Genomic DNA, 20,621 nt, shown 5'->3' with positions numbered 1-20,621 from the left:
GGGATACACCCCTTGCGAGACTACTGTACTCTGGAGAGGTTGCCAATGGTTGACACACAACCCCGATACAACGAGTTCCGATCCACGATTGGCGGCATTACCGTTGAAGGACGAGCCCACTCGCTGAGCGCGTGGTTCGTCCTCGCGCTCAGACTCGTCATCGGGTTCGCGTTCCTCTATACGGGCGTCGAGAAGATTATCAGCGGGTTCGACGCACGGGGCTACCTCGTGAACGTGGCCGCGACGAACGGGAACCCCCTCGAAGGGCTGTTCCTCTGGATGGGGCAGACGCCGTGGTTCGTCGAGTTCGTGAACGTCGCCGTTCCGTGGGGCGAAGCGGCCATCGGCCTCGGCTTGATGGTCGGGTTCATGACCCGTCTCGCGGCGTTCTTCGGTGCGTTCCTGATGCTCATGTTCTACTTCGGCAACTGGGACCTCGAACACGGGTTCATCAATGCTGATTTCATGTACCTGCTGGTGTTCCTCTCGGTCGCCGCGTTCGGTGCCGGTCGTATTCGCGGCCTTGACGCCATCGTCGAACAGTACGAAATCGACGGTCGGTCCCTCCTCGACCGATACCCTCCGTTGGAATACGTTCTCGGCTAAAACTCGTGCTCGACGCGAGAAAAACGGTGTTTGGGTTCGGGAGTTCGTCGTTCGGCTGGCTCCATGATTAGTGCATGCTGCGGCAGCTCTCGGCGCACTCGCTGAGAACGTCTGCACAGAGCTGGCAGTGGTCGTTGTCGTGTTGCTCGCATTCGTCGGCACACGCCTCACAGACGTCCGCACAGAGCTCGCCGAGCTGGTCGCTGTAGTCCGAGTCGCGGGCCATGAACCGCGCGTGCAGCGACGCGACGTCCGCGACGTCGCGGCAGAGACGGATGCACTCGGCCATGTCTTCGCCGTGGTCGGCGCACGCGTCGGCACACCACTCGCAGGCTTCGGCGGCCTCGGTACAGATTTCGATGCAGTCGCGCTGTTCCTCGCTCAGATGGTCGATCTCGGAGACGGTGTCTGAAAGCGACATTGCATCCAGTACTATGGGGTGCTGCTTTTCCCCGATTGTGGCTTCGATTGTAAAGGAGCAGCTACTGTCTTCCAGACCGGGAGCAGGTTCGTGGAGATGCTGTATACGCAACCGATGAGCGCCGAATCTCGAGATGGATCGTGAACCGTGGAACGAAACTCGCCTCGGTGGAGGACCTTCGTTCTTCGTGAAGTAAGTAGTCCGGCTGAAGGTTTACAAACCGAAATCCGCGAATAGATATTCGGCGGTTTGTTAACGGCGACGTTGATTCCATCGTTTCTATCGCGGTGGCTTACTTCGAAGTATGCATTGGCCATCTTCGGCGTCCTCGCGTTCCCGTTCGGAATTCCTGTCCTCTACGAAGCGTATCGCAGACAGACGTGCTGACGAGAAGGCGAACAGCATGAAGCTGTTACTCGTTGGCTGCCTCCTGCAGTGACTCGTACTGTTCGACGATTTCCTCGGCACAGGACGAGCAACAGACGTGATACGTGTCGCCGGAACCGACTTCGACCGTCTCGCCGTCGCCGTCGATGTGATTCCCGCATATCGTACACTGGATGCCGATATTGCCGCTTCGGAGTTGCGGTTGCCACGACGAGTGTAGCACCGATTCGACCTCGTAGTCTTCGATCGCCGCTTCGTCGAGGGTGTCCGTGATCAACTCGTGCACGTCCGACGCGTTGAGGAGCGCCTTGACCACGACACGGGATTCGACTGTCTGGAACACGTGTTCGACGCCGTCGACGGACGCCAATTGCGTTCTGATAGTTTCGGCGTTGCTGGGTTGAACGTCGAGAACGAGGAGTGTCTCGTCGGCCCTCGCGAGTTGCGTCTGGTCCAACTCGACGGTGAACCGACGCACGATGCCGAGGTCTTGGAGTCGCTCGACTCGGTTGGACACCGACGGTGGTGAGAGCCCGACAGCGTCGGCGATTTCGCGATAGGGACGTCGAGCGTCTTCGAGCAACAGTTGGAGAATCTCGATGTCGGTAGCGTCTAGCTCGGCCATCTGTGGAATTGATAGCAGAGTAGCGTACTACTGTCTGTCGTTTCTCTCGGAGATGGCGACGGTGCGAAAATCACGCCGAGCGTCGATAGAACGAGATGACTGGGGGCGTAGAGGCGGGTGCGTCTTCGTTTCGGGCACCGCTCCTTCGTACACGAACGAACGTTTGACTATGAGCGACTCCCCACGAGTGCTAGCGGCGTCACCGGCCGCTGGAACAATACCCTCGGTCGAAACAACAGGATGAGCTACGAGAGCTTCGCTCGCAGCCGGTCGAACTCTTCGTCGTCAATCTCACCGCGAGTGTACCGCTCGCGAAGCGCCGCCACGGCAGGGTTAGTCCCGCGCTCGGTATCGCGGCGCCTTGCGAACAAGTACACGAGAGCGAGGGGAACCGCAACGAGGAGGACCATCCAGAGAAGGCCCCAGAGACCCATCCATCCCGGACCGGTCATCCAGCCGTCACTCCACATGTGACCGCCCCCCGCGTGCGCACCGTCGGTGTGAGCGACCACCGTTCCGGTCGTCGTTGCGAGCAGCGTTGCCACGATAGCAACCGACGTCGCGATTCTCGTTTCGAGTCGGCGTGCGAGAGTCATGTGTAGTTCACCCTTACATTTACTACTACGATTTCTGGTGAATTATACAGCGTTGCTGGTTCTCATTGGCTGGGAACGCCACTTCGGTACGATATGGTGATTCAAACGACAGTAGCACCGACGCGTTAGAGCCGTGATTATTGCGCCTTAAACACTATACTGTTGGCGGTAGAACCGAGATGGTGGCTATGAGTTACACTATGACCCGCCGCGTCGATGGGCCGTTCCAGGACGTCGTCGATACCACGGTCGAGGCACTGGAAGCCGAAGAGTTCGGCGTGCTGAGCGACATCAACCTGCAGGCGAAACTAGAGGAGAAACTCGACCTCGAGGGGTATCCGGAGTATCGCATCCTCGGGGCGTGCAACCCACCGCTGGCCGAGCAGGGACTGGACGCCGAACGCGATCTCGGCACGCTGCTGCCGTGCAACGTCGTCGTCTACGAGGACGACGGCGACGTGGTGGTCAGCGCCGTCGACCCCGAAATGTTGCTGGGCATCGTCGATAATTCGGAGTTGGACAGTATCGGTGAGGATGTCCGTGAGCGGTTCGACCGCGTCCTCGATGATGTCGCCGCCGAGTACTGACGACTCGGTTACGCCAGTGAGAGTCTAAAAAAACATGGAATCGGCTATCGTGCGCCAGATAGCGCAGCTACGTACCGGAGTCACTGCGTCGGCCGTTCGAGAAGGTTCGATAGTATAAGAAGAAGACGGGAGCGACAGTACCAAGACATTGATGAATGCACCAAAGACGGCCACACTCCCGTATTACGGCGTCGTCTGAACGAACCATCGTCGACTCTTCATCTTTTGTAATATCCACAATACTGTACCTTATTACTCCACAGTGTGTATGGCCACTAATGGCGGATTTCAACTCGTCCCTCTCTCGACGTGCCCTCCTCCGTGGACTCGGTACTGCAGGAATCGGTGGTCTCGCTGGCTGTACCTCCAGCTTTATGTCGGATCTGGACGACGAGCAGACGGTCGCGCCGCGGACAACGGTGTCTGGCGACCCGGACGTACAGACGACGCTAACCGCTGCCCCTGGAGCGGTGTCACCGTCCGACACGTCGGCGCAGAACTGGCTGTACGACGGGTCGTTTCCCGGCAGCGAACTCCGCGCCATCGAAGGCGACGTCGTTCGCGTCAATCTGCGGAACCGACTCCCAACGGACACGACGATACATTGGCACGGTCTCCCCGTCACCAACGAGATGGACGGTGTGCCGGGGGTGACCCAACAGCCGGTTGGACCAGACGAGACGTTCACGTACAAGTTCCGAGCCAAACCGGCGGGAACGTACTTCTTCCACAGCCACGTCGGCCTCCAACTCGACCGCGGACTGTACACACCTCTCGTCATCGAAGAAAAATCGCCGCACGTCGAGTACGACCGAGAGTACACCGTCGTGTTCGACGACTACCTGACCCGCCCACCTGAACCGCTCGGGGAGTCGTCAGGGGGTGGCGGCGGAATGGGCGGTGGAGGAATGGGTGGTATGGGAGGTGGCGGACGCGACGGGATGATGGGCGACCTACGCCCACCGTACGCTGGTTTACTCGTAAACGGACACCTTCCGGCGGATCCAGCCACTTTCGACGTCAAACAAGGTGAACGAGCCCGCTTCCGGTTCATCAACGCGAGCAGCGCGACGGCGTTCCGCGTCGGCGTCGCCGGACACGAACTGCGGGTTTCACACGCCGACGGACAACCGGTCGAACCGGTGACGGTCGATTCGTTCGTCTTTGGGTCCGGGGAACGGTACGACGCTATCGTCGAGGCGACGAACCCCGGCGCGTGGGAGATTCGAGGACAGGCGGTCGACGGCGACGAACAGCCGGCCCGCGCGGTTCTCCGGTACGGGAACTCGTCGGGGTCACTAACTCCTCTCAACTCCTGGGGGCAAACGCTCCAGTACAGCGACCTACGAGGGAAGCAGATCCCACAGAAACTCCGTGGAAGCCCCGACCGAACGTTCGACTTGACGCTGTCGCCCGAGATGGGCGGGTCGTACGGCTGGCTCATCGACGGTCAGTCGTATCCGGACGCCGATCCGCTGCAGATTCGAGAAGGCGAGCACGTGCGCGTGAAGATGACGAATCGAAGTCCGGTGCTTCATCCGATGCACCTGCACGGACACTTCTTCCGGGTCGGCGACGCGATGAAGGACACGGTCATCGTGCCGGGTCACATGGGGTCGGTGACGTTCGACTTCCTCGCAGACAATCCCGGTGACTGGCTGTTCCACTGTCACAACCTCTATCACCTGGAGGCTGGGATGGCTCGCGTCGTCGAATATCTGTGACCATTCGGGAGGTGAATCGGGAATTACCGGTACGAACTAGTTGTCCTGATTACGGCTGCTGTGGGCGGATTCCGGAGTAGTCACGAATCATTCAGCCGTCACATGAAATCTATTATATATTGGACTAATAGGCACTGTCTAGATAAGGGAAACCAAGCGACAGCGGTACGGTTGTCGAGTTTTACGCACTATTCATAAGTGATAGATACTTGTGAGTGAGATCGACTGCGCCGTGAGAAGACAGAATTCGACTGCTTCACCGAAAACCCAGTCATGATGAGACGAAGAAATACGTTATCTACGTCCGGTAGAGTCCCTGAAACGCTACTCTACAACGGAATCTCTTAACTAGACAGTGCCGACTAATAGTAATCTAAACTATTCTGTCAATTAAATCCGGTGAATACTCATTCCCCCAACGCCACTGTCTGTGACGAGAGCAACGGGGTATCTTACCACGTGCGTGGGAAGTGTCCGTCACCCGTGTGCGTGGCTTCCCGTATTGTCACTCTCACCTTCGTCCCCGTGATTGCCATTATCACCATGTTGTCCACCGGAATTTCCTTGGTCGGGTCTCACAGTCACGTCACCAACCATCGTCGATGGATGCACGGTACAGATATACCGAGCAACGTCACGCGTCGCGACGAATGCGAGCATTTGTACTGCTCCTTTTTCGGCGACCTGCGGCGTAACTCGAATCGCGTCCTCGGGCGGTTCCCCTTCTCCTTGATGTTCGCCCATCATGGTACCATTCTGGCCGCCCATCATCGGGTCGCCTTGTCCCTCCAGCATCGTTCCGTTCTGCCCGCCCATCATGGTGCCATTCTCTCCCCCCATCATCGTTCCGTTCTGCATGGTCCGTACAGTCGGCAAGATTACGGGGATATTCTCGCCATTCGAGTCTCTCAGTGCGAACGTGTGCGGCTGCCCGTCGAGATTTTGCCACATGACTCTATACGTTCGTCCCGGTTCAAGCTGGAGTGTCGGGTTTTGTTGTCCAACAATCGACCGTGGCCCCTGCCCTTGCCAGCCGGAGACGCGGCCGCCGAAGCGGAAACAACACATGCCTCGCTGATGGTTACGAGATGTCGTTTCTTGTGCGCTCACACCGGACGCTAACCCAATTACAGTCCCTCCCATGGTCGCGATGAACCGTCTTCGTGTCTGTTCTGTTTGTCGCGGTTTCTCGGACATAGTATTCCCCCTCACGACCACGGCAGACGTGGCGATAAATCAAACGGCTCTGGTGAATCGCCATACAGCGGTTGATTTGGCTATGTTGCGGCACGCTTGATGTTATGAACGACACATTTCACGACGAGTTCACGAAATTCTCGGTACCAAGTTCGCGCACGCACGGCGACGCCGTGCGTGCGCTTAATCGCCGAGAAGACGGTCTCACACATTGATCGCTGGCGGTAGCGAGGCCCATCGACCCGCGCGTTATGCGCGTGGTCGATGGGCCGGAAGATGCGATGTTTAATCAGCGGTCTCACGTCCTCTTCACGGAGTTTCTCGCGTAACTCCATCCAATCGTAGCCTTTGTCAGCGGCGAGGCTGCGCAGGTCGCCTGCGTTGCGGCAGGCGACCTGCCAGCCGAGCTGTGTGTCATGCGGTTTCTCAGTCGTGCAATGAACGTCAAGGACAGCCTGCGTCTCTGTGTCGACGAGAGCGGTCGCTTTCAGTGTTTGAACGCGATAATTCGTCCGTCTACAGTAGTGCTTGCTGGCGTTTTCACGGTCGAAAAACGTGGCATCGATGGCGGTGTGACCCGGAAGGTCGTGCAGCTCCGACGAGAGTCGGAGCAGCACTCGCTAGACTTTCATCTCGAATCTATCAAACGCCTTCACTAACGTCGAGTGGTCAGGGAGATCGCCCTCTTCGAGGCCGATCTCCCCAAGAATATGCGGCATTTCGCTCAGCAAATCGAGTTCGTTACGGTACGATTCATCGAGGTAAACCCGCAGACAGTGCAGCGAGACGAGAGCGTAGTCGGCGAAGTCGCCGCCCTCACCAACAACATTTTTAGCCAACCGAACCACTTTGCTCGTGAAGCGGGAGATTTTCGACATAGAGCATCGGCGATTTCCCGCTTCAACTCCTTCGAAGTAACGGACGAATCCGACGCCGTCTAGTGATTCACCAGAGCCAATCAAACTAATATCGGACGTTAGTATCTAATTATAACATTCCACCCATATTTTTCACGAACGTTTCTACGAGAACGTCGAGTCGCGAACTTAGTTCGATGGCGATTCGGCGTGGATTACCTCGACGAGACTGTCGAGTTGTGCCGAGACGTGCGTGCATTCTCCCACCAGATGGAGAATGAGGTCATCGAACGCGATTATCTCGACGGCCTGGACGTCGTCAACGATTGGAATCCGACATGTGTGGGCGTCGTTCATCGTCCGCAAGACCCGCTGGATTTTTGCGTCTGCGTTGACAGACTGTGGGTTCACCGTCATCACGTCCCGTACGGTGAGCGTGTCGAGGTCGATGTCTCGGTTGGTGATGATGCCGACTAACTCATCGTTTTCGGTGACGAGGACGCTTCCGACCGAACGGTCGCGCATCGTCTGGACGGGTTCGGTGATGGGCGTATCCAGTGCAACGCCGACTACGCCCACTTGAGCACGTTTTCGGGCGGTCATCCCGAGGTCGCTTCGTTCGGGAACCACCTGTGGAAGTACGAGTGACCGCTTTATGCCGATTATCGCTACCGACTCAAATCCGCCTATACGTGAACAGCGAGGGCACCGTCTGTCGCTTTGAGGCAGAATTCTGTAGAGTGGTTCCGTTGCGGGATGGTTTGTCACCATCTTGTTTTGAAAATAAGAGAACCCCCAGACACACGTCGTTCAAATTTAGGTATTTCCCCTTATCGGCGAGGTTCATAATGGATAATTGGATTAAATCTGGAGCACTATCTAGATGCTATGACGATTGAAACTACGGAAGACAAACTACTCCGAACCGTCCTTATCGTTCTCGGTGTCATCGTTCTGTTTCCGCTGCTGCTGATGGCCTTCGCGATGCCCATGATGGGAATGATGGGCTGGTGGGGTACTGGCATGTTTGGACGTGGAATCTCACCACTGTGGGGATTCGGCATGATGCTCGTCTGGTTGCTCGTTCTGGTAGCTACCGGTTATTTCTTCTACCGTGGTCTTGTCGGCCGTGGTGATACCGCACGTACGGTCGACCCAGCGCTCGAAGAACTCCGGACGGCGTTCGCTCGCGGGGAAATCTCGGAGGAAGAATTCGAGGTGCGCCGTGAGAAACTCCGAAGTAGAGAGTAGAACGTCAAAAGACGTGGTACTCGTATTTTTGCGAAAGTTATAACTATACTTTGCGTACACCGGTCTGTGTTGATTCGACGCTTCGCGTTGAGTTAGGCGCTCATCATGTTGCGGCAGCTCTCCGCACACTCTCTGACGACGTCGGCACAGACCTGGCAGTGCTCGGCGTCGTGGCGCTCACACTCTTCGGCACACTCCTCGCACGCCCCTGCACAGAGTTCGGCGAGCTTGCTACTGTAGTTCGAATCCCGCACCATGAAGCGAGCGTGTAGCGACGCGACATCGGCCACGTCACGGCAGAGCCGCAGGCACTCGGCCATCTCCTCGCTACCAGCACACTCATCGGCACACCACTCACAGACTTCGCTTGCTTTGGTGCAGATCTCGATACACTCTCGTTGTTCCTCGCTCAGGTGGTCGATCTTGGACGTCGTTTCTGCAAGTGACATTGCACTCCGTACTACAGCAGATACGTTTTCCCCGTTTCTGGCTTCAGTTGTAAGGGACTATTCGGTAAGCGACGTTCTAAAAGAGACGTGTGAGACGGTCTAGTATCGAGGGAAAATATACCACGTAACGGTACTGTGCATCGTAAACTGAACGATATCTCTCTTCCCAATGATTTGGAAACAAAAATCGATTCTTCCACATTTTTATATATATATAGAATATATTTGATATAATCAATGAACGCGCTTCGTCGATCTAGAAACTAGACTCTCGACGGCAACGGGTTTAACGAACCAAAACATAGGACCTCTCTCGATTACACTCCGTTAGCCGAAACCCCGTAAGGCGTCTCTCCCATAAACCATAGACATGGATCGAAGAGAGTACGCAATCCTCGCACTCATCGCGCTCGCGACAGTTGGAATCGGCGTTTTCACCACGTCAAAGCCATTAGCGACGTTCTTCGTCGAGAGCACCCGCCAGTTCCTGTCCACGACGGCGGCGATGGCGTGGATTACGTGGTGGGCATTCGTCATCGGGTTTGCCATCGCGGGCGGCGTCGAAGCATGGACATCCAACGAGGAAGTTGCAGACCTCCTCGACGGCCACGGTGCACGTGAGATCGGGTACGGATCGTTGTTCGGATTCATCTCCTCGTCGTGTTCGTACAGCGCCATCGCCACCGCGAAGAACCTCTTCAAAAAGAGTGGGTCGGCAGCGGCGACCATCGGCGCGTTCATGTTCGCCTCAACCAACCTTGTCATCGAAATCGGCGCAGTTATCTGGATTCTACTCGGCTGGCAGTTCCTACTCGCGGACATCATCGGTGGGTTCATGCTCATCGGCATGATGGCGTTCGGCTTCGTCTACCTCGTCCCCGACGACGTCGTCGAACAGGCTCGCCAGAACGTCCTCGACGAAGGCACTCCAACAGTCCAGGACCCGGTTTGCGGGATGGAAGTGAACCCCGAGGAAGCTGATTATTCCACCGAACACGACGGCCAGACGTACTACTTCTGCTCGCAGTCCTGTAAGGAAAGCTTCGACCCTGAAGAAGCCATACGACGATCCGAGAACAAGCGACGTCGCTCTCGGGATGGAAGAAACTCGCCGACAAGCAGTGGAAAGAGTGGGGGATGCTCTGGGACGAGATCGCCACCGGATTCATTTTCGCTGGCCTCATCGCTGGCTTCATCCCCGAACAGGTGTGGACATCGGTGTTCTCGGGCGCGACGTTCGGTCTCCCAGTGTACGTCTTCTGGATCGCCGTCCTCGGTGCGGTCATCGGTGTGGCGACGTTCGTCTGCTCGGTCGGGAACGTTCCATTCGGCGCTGTTCTCTTCTCGAACGGTCTGCCGTTCGGGTCAGTGTTGAGCTACATTTACGCCGACCTCATCGTCCCGCCGATCATGGAGGCCTATCGGGAGTACTACGGGACGAAATTCGCGGCTATCCTCTCGGGGATGATCTTTGTCTCTGCAGTCCTTACGGGGTTCGTCATCCACTTCATCTTCGTCGGTGCCGGGGTCATTCCCCCCGCCTCGAGCGTGCAGATCGCGGAGGTGAAAATCGAGATGAACTACAAGATGGTGTTGAACGTGCTGGCGACTGTGTTTTTCCTGTTCCTTTACTGGCTGCACCGCTCGGAATCGGTTGCCGACGAAAGCGGTCACGACGAACATCCACAGACGGCGGACTGACCCCACAGATTCCTATTGAGAACGGTCGAAACTTCAGTCGATAGCCCACTTTCTATATCGTAATTGACTGTAATTTGGTAGACCATGGAAAGAGTATACTACTGGCTACGGTAGGAAACGGCAGTGTCTACTAAAATTATAAGCGGAAGTAAATACACCCCGGGAGCCCCGAATCAATCTATGCGCAGCACTTATTCAACCGTTAGCAGACGACTGCGGTTTGTGACCATATCCTACCAACGGTCGAATATTAGTATAATATACTAACTCAGGGGATTTGTGTGGGGAGTGTATTTCCACAACAAGAAAAAGAATCTCCTGAATTCTTTCTTGTTTATATTAGATGGGAACATTTTTACTGCCTTCTATCCATGAATATTCATGGACATCAAAGGAATTCTAATCATCTTTTTAAGTATACCATTGGTTTTTTCGGCACGAGAAATATTGCAGAGGATGAATACTCTATTCACCGATGAAAATACTACGTCGCCTCCATCGTTATTTATCACCTCTATTCGAATATTTGGAATTATATTACTATTATATGGGGGATACATATTCATATTCGGTTAGCTACGGTAGGACTCCTATGTCGAAATCCTTGATGCTGGCTTGAACGAGAGTACCAATGGCCGCTTCACCTGTCACCGAGATGAATGTTTGGTCGATTCTCGATGGGGCTTGTTCTTCAGCTTGCAACTGATTTAGCTCAAAAGCGGAAGTAGACTTCCTGAGCACCCTTGAGGTGATTACTGTGCATTTCGTAGTTCACATTTAACGTGCTAACTGTCGTTGATTTTGAGGTTCGAATTCGGCTGCTCCGAACAATCGGGGAGAAGTAGTCTGCGTTCTGGGATTTCGGCGCATTTTAAGATGCATGATTGGTTCTATAACCGAAGTAGAACGTGCGACGGCGGTAAGGTCGATCTCTCGAATTTGGCCGATTGACTTCCTGTGGGCAGTATAAGCAGAAGTGGATTTCAGTTAGTAGACAAAATTAGTATTACATACTAACTTCAAATGATTCTAATTGTCGTTCTCGGATGTCACCATCAGTGACCGCTTGCGGTGTACAGCGGTCATTGCGAGATTTCCCTGATCTCAATTCTATGTTCCAACACAGTTGCACAAGACACGAGGGTTTTGACGACACGATTCCTACCAGTTGCTAATGACAGGTGAGTCTCCAGACGATACGTTGGGACGCTCTGCAGCGAATGACGACTTTCCACCTAGAGAACCTCGCCTCAGACTCGAATTTTATTCTGATGATCTTGCAAAGCCATTTCGAGAAGCGTTCGATGAACCGGTGACAATCACAGTGAATTCGATCGTCCAACTAAACGATGGGACCCATCTCCAGTACTGGACAGTCACTCACACATCCCCCGATCGGCTTTGCACAACAGTCGTGAACTTCCCGACAACCCTCGATGCTCGACTCTTGAGTACAGTTGGCGATACCCACCGAATCGAGGTTCTCGGTGATACCTCGTCGTTATTTTCGACTTTCGATGCATTCGATGGTATCACTAGATCTGCCGTGTATGATGAGGATGGACTCCGTGTCGTCGCAGAATTCCCGTCGAGTGTCAAAACGGACTTGATTGTCGATGCTGTTCACGACATCTATCCGGATCTCGATCTCGTTTCCTCGCACACGATCCAAACAGTCCCCGTCTTTCAACACATCATCGAAATGATTTCCGCTGTGATATTGATACACACACCACGTACACCTACATAATGATCATTCGTATATTTTCATCAACCGCCAGAGCATGTTTATAACTACCGTCCGTAGCACAGATGAAGTTCTCACGAGGGGGTTCGAATGTGGGGCTTCAAAACGAGAGTGAGACACAATGGGAGAGAGCAATGCCAATACACCAGGCGGCAACCAAAGTAGAGCAACAAGGCCATCCATCACTGTCCGCATTCAGGAAGCGATTGCGGCACGAGAACAGTCTGAATGGAGTGACTGCCCGCCGCTGTACGACGTGGTTGACCCAGATGCACTCGAGAGATTGTTTGCACCCACACAAGCAGGTACCGAACGCCATGGAACTGTGACCTTTCAGTACTGTGGTTATCAGGTAACGATCAACAGCAACAGAACGGTTGATCTCAATCCAATCGACGCGAGTGACGGTTGATCTCGGAAAGCTATTTCTTAGTCTAAGGGTGGTTCTTTGCCCACTCTGAATTTTGTAGGTTTTAGTGCACCAGTTACAAGGACGCATTCTTCAAGACGCCCCGGCGATACCACAGTCGGATCAAACTCCATTCGACTCACGAGTTCGGCGACGCGGATCACGGCGCAACGTTCACCCGCTGGACGGACCGCCTCGACACCTCGCAGCACTGCGAACGCTTCACTACGCCCAAGTGGTGGCCTGTCTGTGAGGACTGTGACGGTCGGAGTGCCCGGCATCGACGCTCGAAGACAGTTCGCAACCCCGAACAGTACTGTTGTAGTAAGTGCGGTGGGTCGATTCACGTCGAAGATGGCCACTGACCGATTCTCGTTTAAGTAGTTCTCGCGATAAGGAATAGATACGAGGAAGATTTTCACGCGGTACCATTGGCTTGCAGAGTAACGCGCCGCTTTCTGAGGTTTACGTTTGATTGGTTAGTGTTAGTATCATATACTAACGTCTGCTTCTCGTACCGAGCTTTCTTTTCTTGTCTGTCGCGTGATTACGAACGGTCGTGACAGGCGTGGTTAGGATACCTTGTTTCGGAACACGGCCAGTTGATTCTTCAGACAGGTGGTCGTTAGCACTTCCCAGATGTCCCTGGTGTATCGACTCATACTCCCTGCCGAGGAGATCGATCTCGTCTATCCTCGCCTTCGTGAGGTAGATGCATTTCTCGAATTCGCCTCCCTTGGGACACCCGACACTGCTTTGCTCCCGCAATTCTGGGCGTATGGATCCGACCGAGAGGTACTCGCTGACCAACTCATCACCACGCCAGCACTCACTGCGATCTCTAAACGAGCTGTGTGTCCCGACCGCGTGCGTTATCGCTTAGACTGGAACACCACTACCACGGAAGTCACCAACCTTGAGCGTCTCAGAACCCTCCTTCGTGACCTCGAGGTCACTGTGTTGTTTGGCCGCGTAACACCCGCCAAATGGGTCCTCGTCTGCCAGTTTCCGACCCAGGAAACAGTGCTCCGCTGCTATACCGACTGTGAGTATCCCGAATGCCGACTGGCCCAACAGACCGATCTCGACCTCGAAAAGCACCATCCTGAAAACGAGTGACAAGAGACGCTGTTTTCTCTCATCCACTGAAAGTGCTCGTCAGTGTTCATTTCTACCGTGGTAGCGCCACATATCGATACTCTCATTGAGGGACACCATGATTGCTAGCATATGGCAGAGTTTGTGGTTCATTTGGACGAGCAGCCGGAACTTTAGCTTGACAATCTTGACGTCGGTGTCGAACAAGAAGTGATTGCCTTCGACATGACAGGCACGATTCGAGAGCTCGACGACAACCTCCTCGCTGAGCTAGCGAACAAAACACTCCGTCCAACCGAGATTCACTTCACGACAGACGAATAACGTCAGAATCGATTTCTACTTGTCGTCACTCAGCGAGCGCTCGCTGTCTGTCTCCGTCTCGGTACGGTGCAAACTAATCGTGCCACTGCTGTCGATCCTGACGTGATACGCGTCATACTCGAACACAACACGGCCGTCAGTGTCACGCGGTGTCTCATTGGGCCGCGGCCCAAACAGTGCATCAAGGGCTTCCGGGTCAATGAACTCCGAGAGAAGTGCTAATTCAGCAGGATCGGCATCATTGAGTGTTGCGACAGCTTTGATGAGTTCTTCGCTGACGTTGTCCGTGAGTGGATCAAACTCCGTTTGGTAGGCCTCATCGTCCGACTCATCACGATTCTCGTCGTTGGGGGGTGTATGATTCGTCATGGTGAGAGAGAAGTAGAAACTCTATGATGCGCCCCACACGTGTCATGTGAAACAGCCAGTGTAGACCTGAAAGGTTTGCTTCCGCCGCAAATGGAAACAGACACACAATGTCTTTGCTTCTTCGTCGGAGGGGACTACGTGCCAGTCACATAAACCTCTGGCTAAAAACTGGCTATTGATCCCTCTGAAATGCTGCGATTCTTTGCCTGCCTGGTTTTGGGTAGTCGACGGTCTTCGACTTCCACTTGATTTGGACAGAGTAGATTCCATTAGTCGGGAACCCCACCAGCCCGAAGCACATCTTGGTTCTCACTCAAAACGGTGAGCAGTGGCTCGATCTCATCAAATTTCGGGCCCTTCGTCACACGCTGAGTTTCTCGATCCCAGTCAATGAACCCATGATCTGCTAACTTCGGGAGATGGATGTGCCACATTGCAATTGTCTGGAGGTGATCTCCTCCGTCTGTCTCCACAGTAGCCGTGGAGTCGGTGGGTGTGGTTTGCCGCGCAGTGTCAACTAAGGCAAGCAGAACTTGCCGCCGGTGGTGATTCGAGAGTATCGAGAGTTGCTTGTCGAATGTCATAGTTCCTAAATTTGGTATCATCCCACATACGGTTAAACAACCCTCCTTTTACAGATTCACCCTCGTTTGAGGAACTGAGTGACCTATTTGTGACCGATTCGACGAAGAGGCATTCACTCACTTTCTCATACATTATTTACCTCACTACGTCGATTCTCACCTATGGGCCGAGGACTTGACAACGTGGATCGTGGCATCCTCTATCACCTCCAGAGAGATGCACGCAACACCACCACCCAAGAGATTGCTGAAACAGTGGGCGTTTCAGCGAGTACCGTCCGGAATCGGATCGAAGCCCTCGAAGACAATGGCATCATCAAGGGCTACCATCCCGAAATCGACTACGAAGCAGCAAATCTCCCGCTTCGTGTCTTGTTCGTCTGTACCGCGCCCGCAACCGAGCGCGCCGAGTACGTCCAGCAACTGCTCGAGATACAGGGTGTGGTCGATGTGCGTGAGATGCTGGTTGGCAAACGGAATCTCTACGTGGAAGTCGTGGGGACGAGTACGAAAGATATCACGCGCATTACGGACACATTGCACGAGGCAGGCGTCACGGTTGAGAGTTCCGAGATCATGCGCGAGCGACATATACAGCCATTCGACCATTTCCATTTTAGTGAAGAGACGGCAGAGGAGCGGCGTGAGAGCTGATTTTTTCAACCTCCAGATTGCGTATTTCACACTTTTGAAAACTCACAGTGCTGGAATCACACAATGACTCTGTTACAGAACGATAATTCGCGTCTCTCCGTGCGCATTCCACAATCAACCAATATAATTATAAATAATAGTTATATGTGTGGCCAATCGAGGGTCACGTATGGACGAGGATAGACACGCGATTGGCGATCGTCGCACCACAAAGGGGCAGCTTACCCTCTTATACAAGCTGCTTGCTGATCACCGGCGTCGGGTTCTCCTCCAGTGTCTTCGCGACACAGAGGCACCCATGCCGATCTCTGCGTTAGTGACGGAGCTTACACCTAGTGATGACCGGGAATCGTCGGAGAGGGATGTGGAGGCAGAGATTGCGGTGCATCATATCCACCTCCCAAAACTCGCTGATGCAGGGGTAATTGAGTATGACCAATCCGCTCAGCAAGCTGCTTATACTGCCCCACCGCAGGTCGACGCGCTGCTCGAAGATATGTTGGTGACGGTTTCGACTGTCGAACAAGAACCCTCACTCCAGGAATAATGCGGTTCGACGACTAGTTGATCAGCCCTCTCCACGCCGTCACCCTGCTGTTGAGTATACTGCACTGTCTGCGTGAAGAGCATCGACTTCGAGAATTCGGCACCTCTCGATCGGCTAGTAGAAGTAACGTCCTATGAATTCAGTTCAGACACAGTGACAGTTTGATCGGAGTGAATGGTAATGTGGTGGCCAGCATACTCAAAGCTCACTTCGGGCGAGGTGTGCTGATAGAGAGCTTCGAGTGCATCAGGATCGATAAATTGCAATCAGCTCAACTTTCGCAGCTCACTGCAGCCAGATCCCATATCCGTGATCTATTACAGGATAATAGGTATTAGGATGCCTCTATTTGCGAAATAGATATTCCTATAGGTTAAACCATAGCAGATGCTATAGAGATGAAAATAGATTTGGCTATATGTTTAGCCATATGTCTGACGCAGTTTTATGCCTATAGGATATGCAATAGGCATATAGTATGCCGAATACAATGCGTATTGCGTCGTTCCTTGACAAAGGGGGAGTCGGAAAGACGACCACTGTTGCTCATTTTGGTGTTGCTCTCGAAGAGGACGGGTTTGACGTCCTCCTTATCGATCTCGCCGGGAAACAGGGCGACCTTGCGAAGCACTTTGGCCTATGGGACGAGGTACAAGCGAACGAAGAGAATTGGCCGAACATCACAACAGTATTCCAGGATGAATGGAATATCATCGCCAAACAAATTGACGATGCTGTTGATCAGCTAGTTCTCGAAACTGGAGAGGGCCCTGATCTGATCCCGGCACACGAAGGACTTGATGGCCTAGATAGTATGCTCGGAAACATCGATGATACGCAAGAACGATACTCTCGCCTCAACACGTTCCTTACCGAGTTCATTGACGGCCAGTATGATATCGTGCTTCTCGATTTACCAGGAAGCACATCTAACATCACCTACAATGGACTGTGGGCCGCAAAGAACGTACTCGCACCTGTGAAAGCAGGACCGTTCGAAGAGGGCCAAGCGGCACAATTACGCGACGATCTAGACGAAATCCGAGAAGAGCAAGATACAGACATTCAGCTGACAATGCTCATTCTCAACGAACTTGATGAGCGTACGAACGCTGGCAAGCATTTCAAGCAGACGTTCACCGAGAACTATCCGGATGCGATTGCTCCTCGGCAGGTCAATTATTCGCAAGATATCGTGAATGCACAGATAGACGGCCAAACAGCGTTTGCACTCGAAGAACCATCAAAGACGGCCACTCGTGCGTTAGAAGCGTATCGAGAAAATGCAACTGAACTCGTCACTCGACTGGAGGAACAATGAGCGAAGACGTCGACCTTGAGGAGCTCAAACAAAAGACGCAGGTCGGGAATCGGAACCAAGAATCAGCGAAACAATCAGAATCAAAATCGTTCCGTGAAGATATTCTCGCAGTGCTCTCTGAGATTGAGAATGGAGATCGACAGAAGACAGTCTCGTTTTGGGATGGCGATACAGCAGCCCTTATTTCTGCACTCGAATCAAATCCAGAGATTCAACAGGCCGTCGGGTCACGATTGCAAGAAGAACTTGGACGGGAGGTCAATGAGGAAGCGGTTGATCGAAGTGAAGTGCTCCGACTAGCGATTCGAGCGGGGCTTCAACGAGCGGCGCCGGATGTTGTTGAAACGTGGTTAGATGCCAAAGCAGAGTCTGCACGTCGCCTATAGGAAGGACCATAGGAATTGCCATAGCCAATTCTATTGAATGAGGTTTAGCGATAGTAGTAGGTACAACTATAGAAAATGCTGTAGTTGGCCAACATTCGGGCGATGAAAAATAGAGGTTGTTACTGAGAAAACGATAGTAATCCGATATTGACTATAGGATATCCTATAGCCACATGAGGGGAAGAATGTTGCCTAAGACTCAACATTAGGATGACCAATAGAATCAACCATAGGTACGCATACTCGTTTGGTTATAGAATATGCTATAGTAATAGAGATAGAGAAGGCTATGGCTAAAGCAATAGGAACTCCTATAGGCAATCAGCGACCACTCAGCTAGCAAAAAGCCGGTCAAAAGTCAACGAGAGATCCAGAGGTTATAATATAATACTAACGATAATCTGGTCTATTCACGATAAACGATTTTCGTGATTGTGCGAAAAAGGCAGATTTCTGTTAACTAGATGAATTCTTTCCAGCGGAGTGATTCTCACTAGCCTATGGAGAATCCTATAGTTTAGCCATAGCCATTCCTATCGTCATTTCTATTGTGTATTTCTCGCGGGAATTCCACTACTATCCCTGCGACTGCGATCCGAAGAACAGATGGATACTATTGACCTCAAGCAGTCAGATTGAGGCTACTAATCGCCCATCGTCAGACACCACTATTGCAAGTGAAGATCATCCCTACGCGACGTCATTTTGCTGTGCACACGTTTCTAACTTCGTCAGCATTTCTTCTAAAGATAGCACATCAGAGAGCGCTGACAGCGCACTAGAGAAGGGAACATCTAGTGCATAGCTATAGTAATTTCCACGGGAGCCACTCCGATTCTCCTCGGCAGTCAGAATACCAAGCATTCGAAGATCGGATAGATGATTATGTACGGACCGCTGAGCGAGCGGATCGACGCCTGCAAACTGACAAAGGTCGGTATACTCCTCATAGATGCGTCGAGTACGACATGGTGTATCACCCCTTGCAGCCATTGAGACGACTGCTAAGAGAGCGAAATGACCGGATTCGCATATGCAAGCTCATCCGCGAATGTGGCCCAACCACGATCCAGTGCTAGATCGATCGGCTCATCTGCTGTTGTGTATCCATCTGGTCCACCACCTAACTCCTCGTATACTCGTTGTGGGATTGTGAACACGATGTTGTGTTCTTGGGCAATACGCTCTAGAAGCGCGAACCGGCCAGACTCAGGACGACCGAAGGCGATGAAGAGATTTGTATCGTCGATATGAGCCTCTGTGTCCGGAATAATTGAGAGAGGCATTTATTCGGAGTGCTCTGGGAGATCTTCGTCGTCGAGATTCACCTCTGCATCGATTGCATCGAGATCCAGATCGTCTTGGGCGTCCGGCTCTACATCGACAATGATCTCGCGGAGTTCTTGGAGGATGGTTTCAGCCTCGAGTACAGAGAGATCCAACTCACGAGCCATGATTCGTGACGTCATCTTGCCTTTGACGTACGCACGTGCATACTCAGTCGCAATTGCGAGACCTGCTGTGCCATGCCGATCACGGTAGAGTTCGAGATTTTGATTGTCCGTGCTGCGGGCAAGAGCGGCGATCAGTGTTGGTGTGATTTCGTACGAGCCCTCATCAGCCGCAACAGTGATCGAGAGATGCGGCGCTCGATAGCGATGGGGTTGTGTTTCAGTCACGCGTTCGAGCAAACCCATATCGGTGAGCCGATCCACATCCTCATAAATCGTTGTCGACGAACTGTCGAGGCCCGTTGCAAGTTCATCGACCGTTGCGGTATCACGTTCTCGGACACGTGTGTAGAGTTGGGCAAGCCGCGGGTGGGTAAGCACATCCGAAATCGCGAGCATCGTGTCGATCGGATGGATATTGCGTTTGGTTGCCGCCATACTTTCCACTTTCCGCGGAAAACGTATAGTTCTGTCGCAGCACCAAACGCGAGTACCTTGGGAGTCAAAGTAGATTGGAAGATCTTGATGATGATTCTCTCCTTGGGGTGTATGGCTTCGAAGATTCTACTCTATCATTGCTGATTCGATTATTGCCTCGACAACGTCTGCTCCTTGTTCGTCGTAGTAGTACTTGACCAGGTCGGATGTATTGAAAACGTAGGACGGCAGTACTTAGAATCGTTCGTCGCGGCCTTCAGAAACGAGATCAGAGACGGGTTTTCCTGCTGCCACTCGCTCTCGCACTTCCTTTAGATCATCGGGTGCCTGATGCTCGGCGAGAAATGCTTTCATCCGGGCTTCGAGCGGCGTGTGCTGCGACTGCTTGAGCAGTTCTCGGCCCATATTTTCCAGATTCTTTTTCGCAGCGTCACTCATACTCACTAGTCGTTTCTCAATCGGTATACCCGTTTACGTCTATTGCTCGGGAGGAGCACGGGAGCTCTCTCCGAGTTACTCCTGTGAACTTTATCTTTGGTGTGCTCTCGAGGATTGTTGTCTGTCGTACTCGAAGGGACGTGGTTACCATAATATACTCGCTACTACCCGTTCGCTCTCAGACCTGCTCACGCCGAATCGTCACGATATCTGCCGCCACACGTTCCGATCCTTTGGCTGCAATCACGAGCAAATTTGGCGCTGGTGTACAGGGTGCTTGATCGCCGACGTGAAATCCTGCATCTGCAGCACCCGGCAATTGCACTTGATAGCCATTCCCTGCGATTTGGAGTGAGGCGTTTGTAACACGGTGAATCGAGACGGTGTCGAGCGCGGCTGACGTTGCGAGTTCGACGATGTTCTCATCGGTGATGCGGTCGATGTCGACGACGAG

Annotated in this window: 24 protein-coding genes and 3 pseudogenes; 12 read left to right on the top strand and 15 right to left on the bottom strand. The window is 53.2% G+C overall.

Going from position 1 to position 20,621, the window contains the following annotated elements:
* Positions 1-45: 45 nt before the first annotated feature.
* Positions 46-606, top strand: coding sequence for a DoxX family protein (locus ACN2TU_RS22025; RefSeq protein ID WP_435158477.1), 561 nt, complete (start codon positions 46-48; stop codon positions 604-606).
* A 67-nt stretch (positions 607-673) separates the two neighbouring features.
* Here ACN2TU_RS22025 and ACN2TU_RS22020 read toward each other — a convergent pair whose 3' ends face one another.
* The 3 genes from ACN2TU_RS22020 to ACN2TU_RS22010 form a co-directional block, all read right to left on the bottom strand.
* A complete protein-coding gene (locus ACN2TU_RS22020) occupies positions 674-1,027 on the bottom strand; it encodes a four-helix bundle copper-binding protein (RefSeq protein WP_435158475.1) in 354 nt (117 codons plus the stop codon).
* Between the two features lie 412 nt (positions 1,028-1,439).
* Positions 1,440-2,039 carry an AsnC family transcriptional regulator gene (locus ACN2TU_RS22015; protein WP_435158473.1) on the bottom strand — a complete coding sequence of 200 codons (600 nt, stop codon included), beginning with the start codon at positions 2,037-2,039 and terminating at the stop codon, positions 1,440-1,442.
* 245 nt (positions 2,040-2,284) lie between these two features.
* Positions 2,285-2,635 carry an SHOCT domain-containing protein gene (locus ACN2TU_RS22010; RefSeq protein WP_435158471.1) on the bottom strand — a complete coding sequence of 117 codons (351 nt, stop codon included), beginning with the start codon at positions 2,633-2,635 and terminating at the stop codon, positions 2,285-2,287.
* A 188-nt stretch (positions 2,636-2,823) separates the two neighbouring features.
* On the opposite strand from ACN2TU_RS22010, the gene ACN2TU_RS22005 reads away from it, so the two are divergent.
* Both ACN2TU_RS22005 and ACN2TU_RS22000 read left to right on the top strand, forming a co-directional pair.
* Positions 2,824-3,222, top strand: coding sequence for a DUF302 domain-containing protein (locus tag ACN2TU_RS22005; protein WP_435158470.1), 399 nt, complete (start codon positions 2,824-2,826; stop codon positions 3,220-3,222).
* A gap of 278 nt (positions 3,223-3,500) precedes the next feature.
* Positions 3,501-4,946: a multicopper oxidase family protein gene (locus tag ACN2TU_RS22000; protein ID WP_435158469.1), complete on the top strand. Its 1,446-nt coding sequence runs from the start codon at positions 3,501-3,503 to the stop codon at positions 4,944-4,946.
* A 477-nt stretch (positions 4,947-5,423) separates the two neighbouring features.
* On the opposite strand, the gene ACN2TU_RS21995 is transcribed toward ACN2TU_RS22000, so the two are convergent.
* From ACN2TU_RS21995 to ACN2TU_RS21985, 3 genes and pseudogenes are all read right to left on the bottom strand, one after another.
* A complete protein-coding gene (locus tag ACN2TU_RS21995; RefSeq protein ID WP_435158467.1) occupies positions 5,424-5,804 on the bottom strand; it encodes a hypothetical protein in 381 nt (126 codons plus the stop codon).
* A gap of 419 nt (positions 5,805-6,223) precedes the next feature.
* Positions 6,224-7,021 (bottom strand): annotated as a pseudogene (locus ACN2TU_RS21990) (IS5 family transposase).
* A gap of 168 nt (positions 7,022-7,189) precedes the next feature.
* On the bottom strand, positions 7,190-7,630 hold the full coding sequence (locus ACN2TU_RS21985) for a CBS domain-containing protein (RefSeq protein ID WP_435158465.1): 441 nt from the start codon (positions 7,628-7,630) through the stop codon (positions 7,190-7,192).
* Positions 7,631-7,888: 258 nt separating this feature from the next.
* Here ACN2TU_RS21985 and ACN2TU_RS21980 point away from each other — a divergent pair, with 258 nt between their 5' ends.
* The gene (locus tag ACN2TU_RS21980; RefSeq protein ID WP_435158463.1) at positions 7,889-8,251 is read left to right on the top strand and encodes an SHOCT domain-containing protein; all 363 of its coding nucleotides are present in this window, start codon (positions 7,889-7,891) and stop codon (positions 8,249-8,251) included.
* Positions 8,252-8,343: 92 nt separating this feature from the next.
* On the opposite strand, the gene ACN2TU_RS21975 is transcribed toward ACN2TU_RS21980, so the two are convergent.
* Positions 8,344-8,700: a four-helix bundle copper-binding protein gene (locus ACN2TU_RS21975; protein WP_435158462.1), complete on the bottom strand. Its 357-nt coding sequence runs from the start codon at positions 8,698-8,700 to the stop codon at positions 8,344-8,346.
* Positions 8,701-9,070: 370 nt separating this feature from the next.
* Here ACN2TU_RS21975 and ACN2TU_RS21970 point away from each other — a divergent pair.
* From ACN2TU_RS21970 to ACN2TU_RS21955, 4 genes and pseudogenes are all read left to right on the top strand, one after another.
* Positions 9,071-10,401: pseudogene (locus ACN2TU_RS21970) on the top strand (permease).
* Positions 10,402-11,575: 1,174 nt separating this feature from the next.
* Entirely contained in the window at positions 11,576-12,151 is a 576-nt protein-coding gene (locus tag ACN2TU_RS21965) for a bacterio-opsin activator domain-containing protein (RefSeq protein WP_435158461.1), read from the top strand.
* 118 nt (positions 12,152-12,269) lie between these two features.
* The gene (locus ACN2TU_RS21960) at positions 12,270-12,560 is read left to right on the top strand and encodes a HalOD1 output domain-containing protein (protein WP_435158459.1); all 291 of its coding nucleotides are present in this window, start codon (positions 12,270-12,272) and stop codon (positions 12,558-12,560) included.
* Between the two features lie 645 nt (positions 12,561-13,205).
* Positions 13,206-13,676: a hypothetical protein gene (locus ACN2TU_RS21955; protein WP_435158457.1), complete on the top strand. Its 471-nt coding sequence runs from the start codon at positions 13,206-13,208 to the stop codon at positions 13,674-13,676.
* A gap of 318 nt (positions 13,677-13,994) precedes the next feature.
* Here the strand turns inward: ACN2TU_RS21955 and ACN2TU_RS21950 are convergent, their stop codons facing one another.
* Both ACN2TU_RS21950 and ACN2TU_RS21945 read right to left on the bottom strand, forming a co-directional pair.
* Positions 13,995-14,348, bottom strand: coding sequence for a HalOD1 output domain-containing protein (locus ACN2TU_RS21950; protein WP_435158456.1), 354 nt, complete (start codon positions 14,346-14,348; stop codon positions 13,995-13,997).
* 269 nt (positions 14,349-14,617) lie between these two features.
* Positions 14,618-14,932 carry a DUF7344 domain-containing protein gene (locus ACN2TU_RS21945; protein WP_435158454.1) on the bottom strand — a complete coding sequence of 105 codons (315 nt, stop codon included), beginning with the start codon at positions 14,930-14,932 and terminating at the stop codon, positions 14,618-14,620.
* A 162-nt stretch (positions 14,933-15,094) separates the two neighbouring features.
* Here ACN2TU_RS21945 and ACN2TU_RS21940 point away from each other — a divergent pair, with 162 nt between their 5' ends.
* Together ACN2TU_RS21940 and ACN2TU_RS21935 are read left to right on the top strand one after the other, a co-directional pair.
* Positions 15,095-15,586: an Lrp/AsnC family transcriptional regulator gene (locus ACN2TU_RS21940; protein WP_435158453.1), complete on the top strand. Its 492-nt coding sequence runs from the start codon at positions 15,095-15,097 to the stop codon at positions 15,584-15,586.
* Between the two features lie 169 nt (positions 15,587-15,755).
* Positions 15,756-16,133, top strand: a complete 378-nt coding sequence (locus tag ACN2TU_RS21935) for a DUF7344 domain-containing protein (protein ID WP_435158452.1) — start codon at positions 15,756-15,758, stop codon at positions 16,131-16,133.
* A 131-nt stretch (positions 16,134-16,264) separates the two neighbouring features.
* Here ACN2TU_RS21935 and ACN2TU_RS21930 read toward each other — a convergent pair whose 3' ends face one another.
* Positions 16,265-16,399, bottom strand: coding sequence for a HalOD1 output domain-containing protein (locus ACN2TU_RS21930; RefSeq protein ID WP_435158451.1), 135 nt, complete (start codon positions 16,397-16,399; stop codon positions 16,265-16,267).
* 212 nt (positions 16,400-16,611) lie between these two features.
* Between ACN2TU_RS21930 and ACN2TU_RS21925 the strand changes: the two genes are divergently transcribed.
* Both ACN2TU_RS21925 and ACN2TU_RS21920 read left to right on the top strand, forming a co-directional pair.
* Positions 16,612-17,454: a ParA family protein gene (locus tag ACN2TU_RS21925; RefSeq protein WP_435158450.1), complete on the top strand. Its 843-nt coding sequence runs from the start codon at positions 16,612-16,614 to the stop codon at positions 17,452-17,454.
* Positions 17,451-17,840, top strand: a complete 390-nt coding sequence (locus tag ACN2TU_RS21920) for a DUF8115 family protein (protein WP_435158449.1) — start codon at positions 17,451-17,453, stop codon at positions 17,838-17,840. The genes ACN2TU_RS21925 and ACN2TU_RS21920 overlap by 4 nt, the downstream gene beginning before the upstream one ends.
* Positions 17,841-18,530: 690 nt before the next feature.
* Here ACN2TU_RS21920 and ACN2TU_RS21915 read toward each other — a convergent pair.
* From ACN2TU_RS21915 to ACN2TU_RS21900, 5 genes and pseudogenes are all read right to left on the bottom strand, one after another.
* Positions 18,531-18,875: pseudogene (locus tag ACN2TU_RS21915) on the bottom strand (cell division control protein Cdc6); the annotation flags it as partial.
* Complete coding sequence (locus ACN2TU_RS27005) at positions 18,845-19,126, bottom strand: PIN domain-containing protein (RefSeq protein ID WP_472850218.1); 282 nt, start codon at positions 19,124-19,126, stop codon at positions 18,845-18,847. The gene ACN2TU_RS27005 and the pseudogene ACN2TU_RS21915, both read right to left, overlap by 31 nt.
* Positions 19,127-19,729, bottom strand: a complete 603-nt coding sequence (locus ACN2TU_RS21910) for a DUF7437 domain-containing protein (protein WP_435158447.1) — start codon at positions 19,727-19,729, stop codon at positions 19,127-19,129.
* Positions 19,730-19,963: 234 nt separating this feature from the next.
* Complete coding sequence (locus ACN2TU_RS21905; protein ID WP_435158445.1) at positions 19,964-20,167, bottom strand: hypothetical protein; 204 nt, start codon at positions 20,165-20,167, stop codon at positions 19,964-19,966.
* 178 nt (positions 20,168-20,345) lie between these two features.
* The coding region (locus ACN2TU_RS21900; protein ID WP_435158443.1) for a hypothetical protein at positions 20,346-20,621 on the bottom strand (276 nt) is incomplete at its 5' end.

The sequence above is a fragment of the Haladaptatus marinus genome, assembly GCF_051194195.1.
Note: the sequence above shows the minus strand (reverse complement) of the source record. Positions and strands in the feature narration are given on the sequence as shown.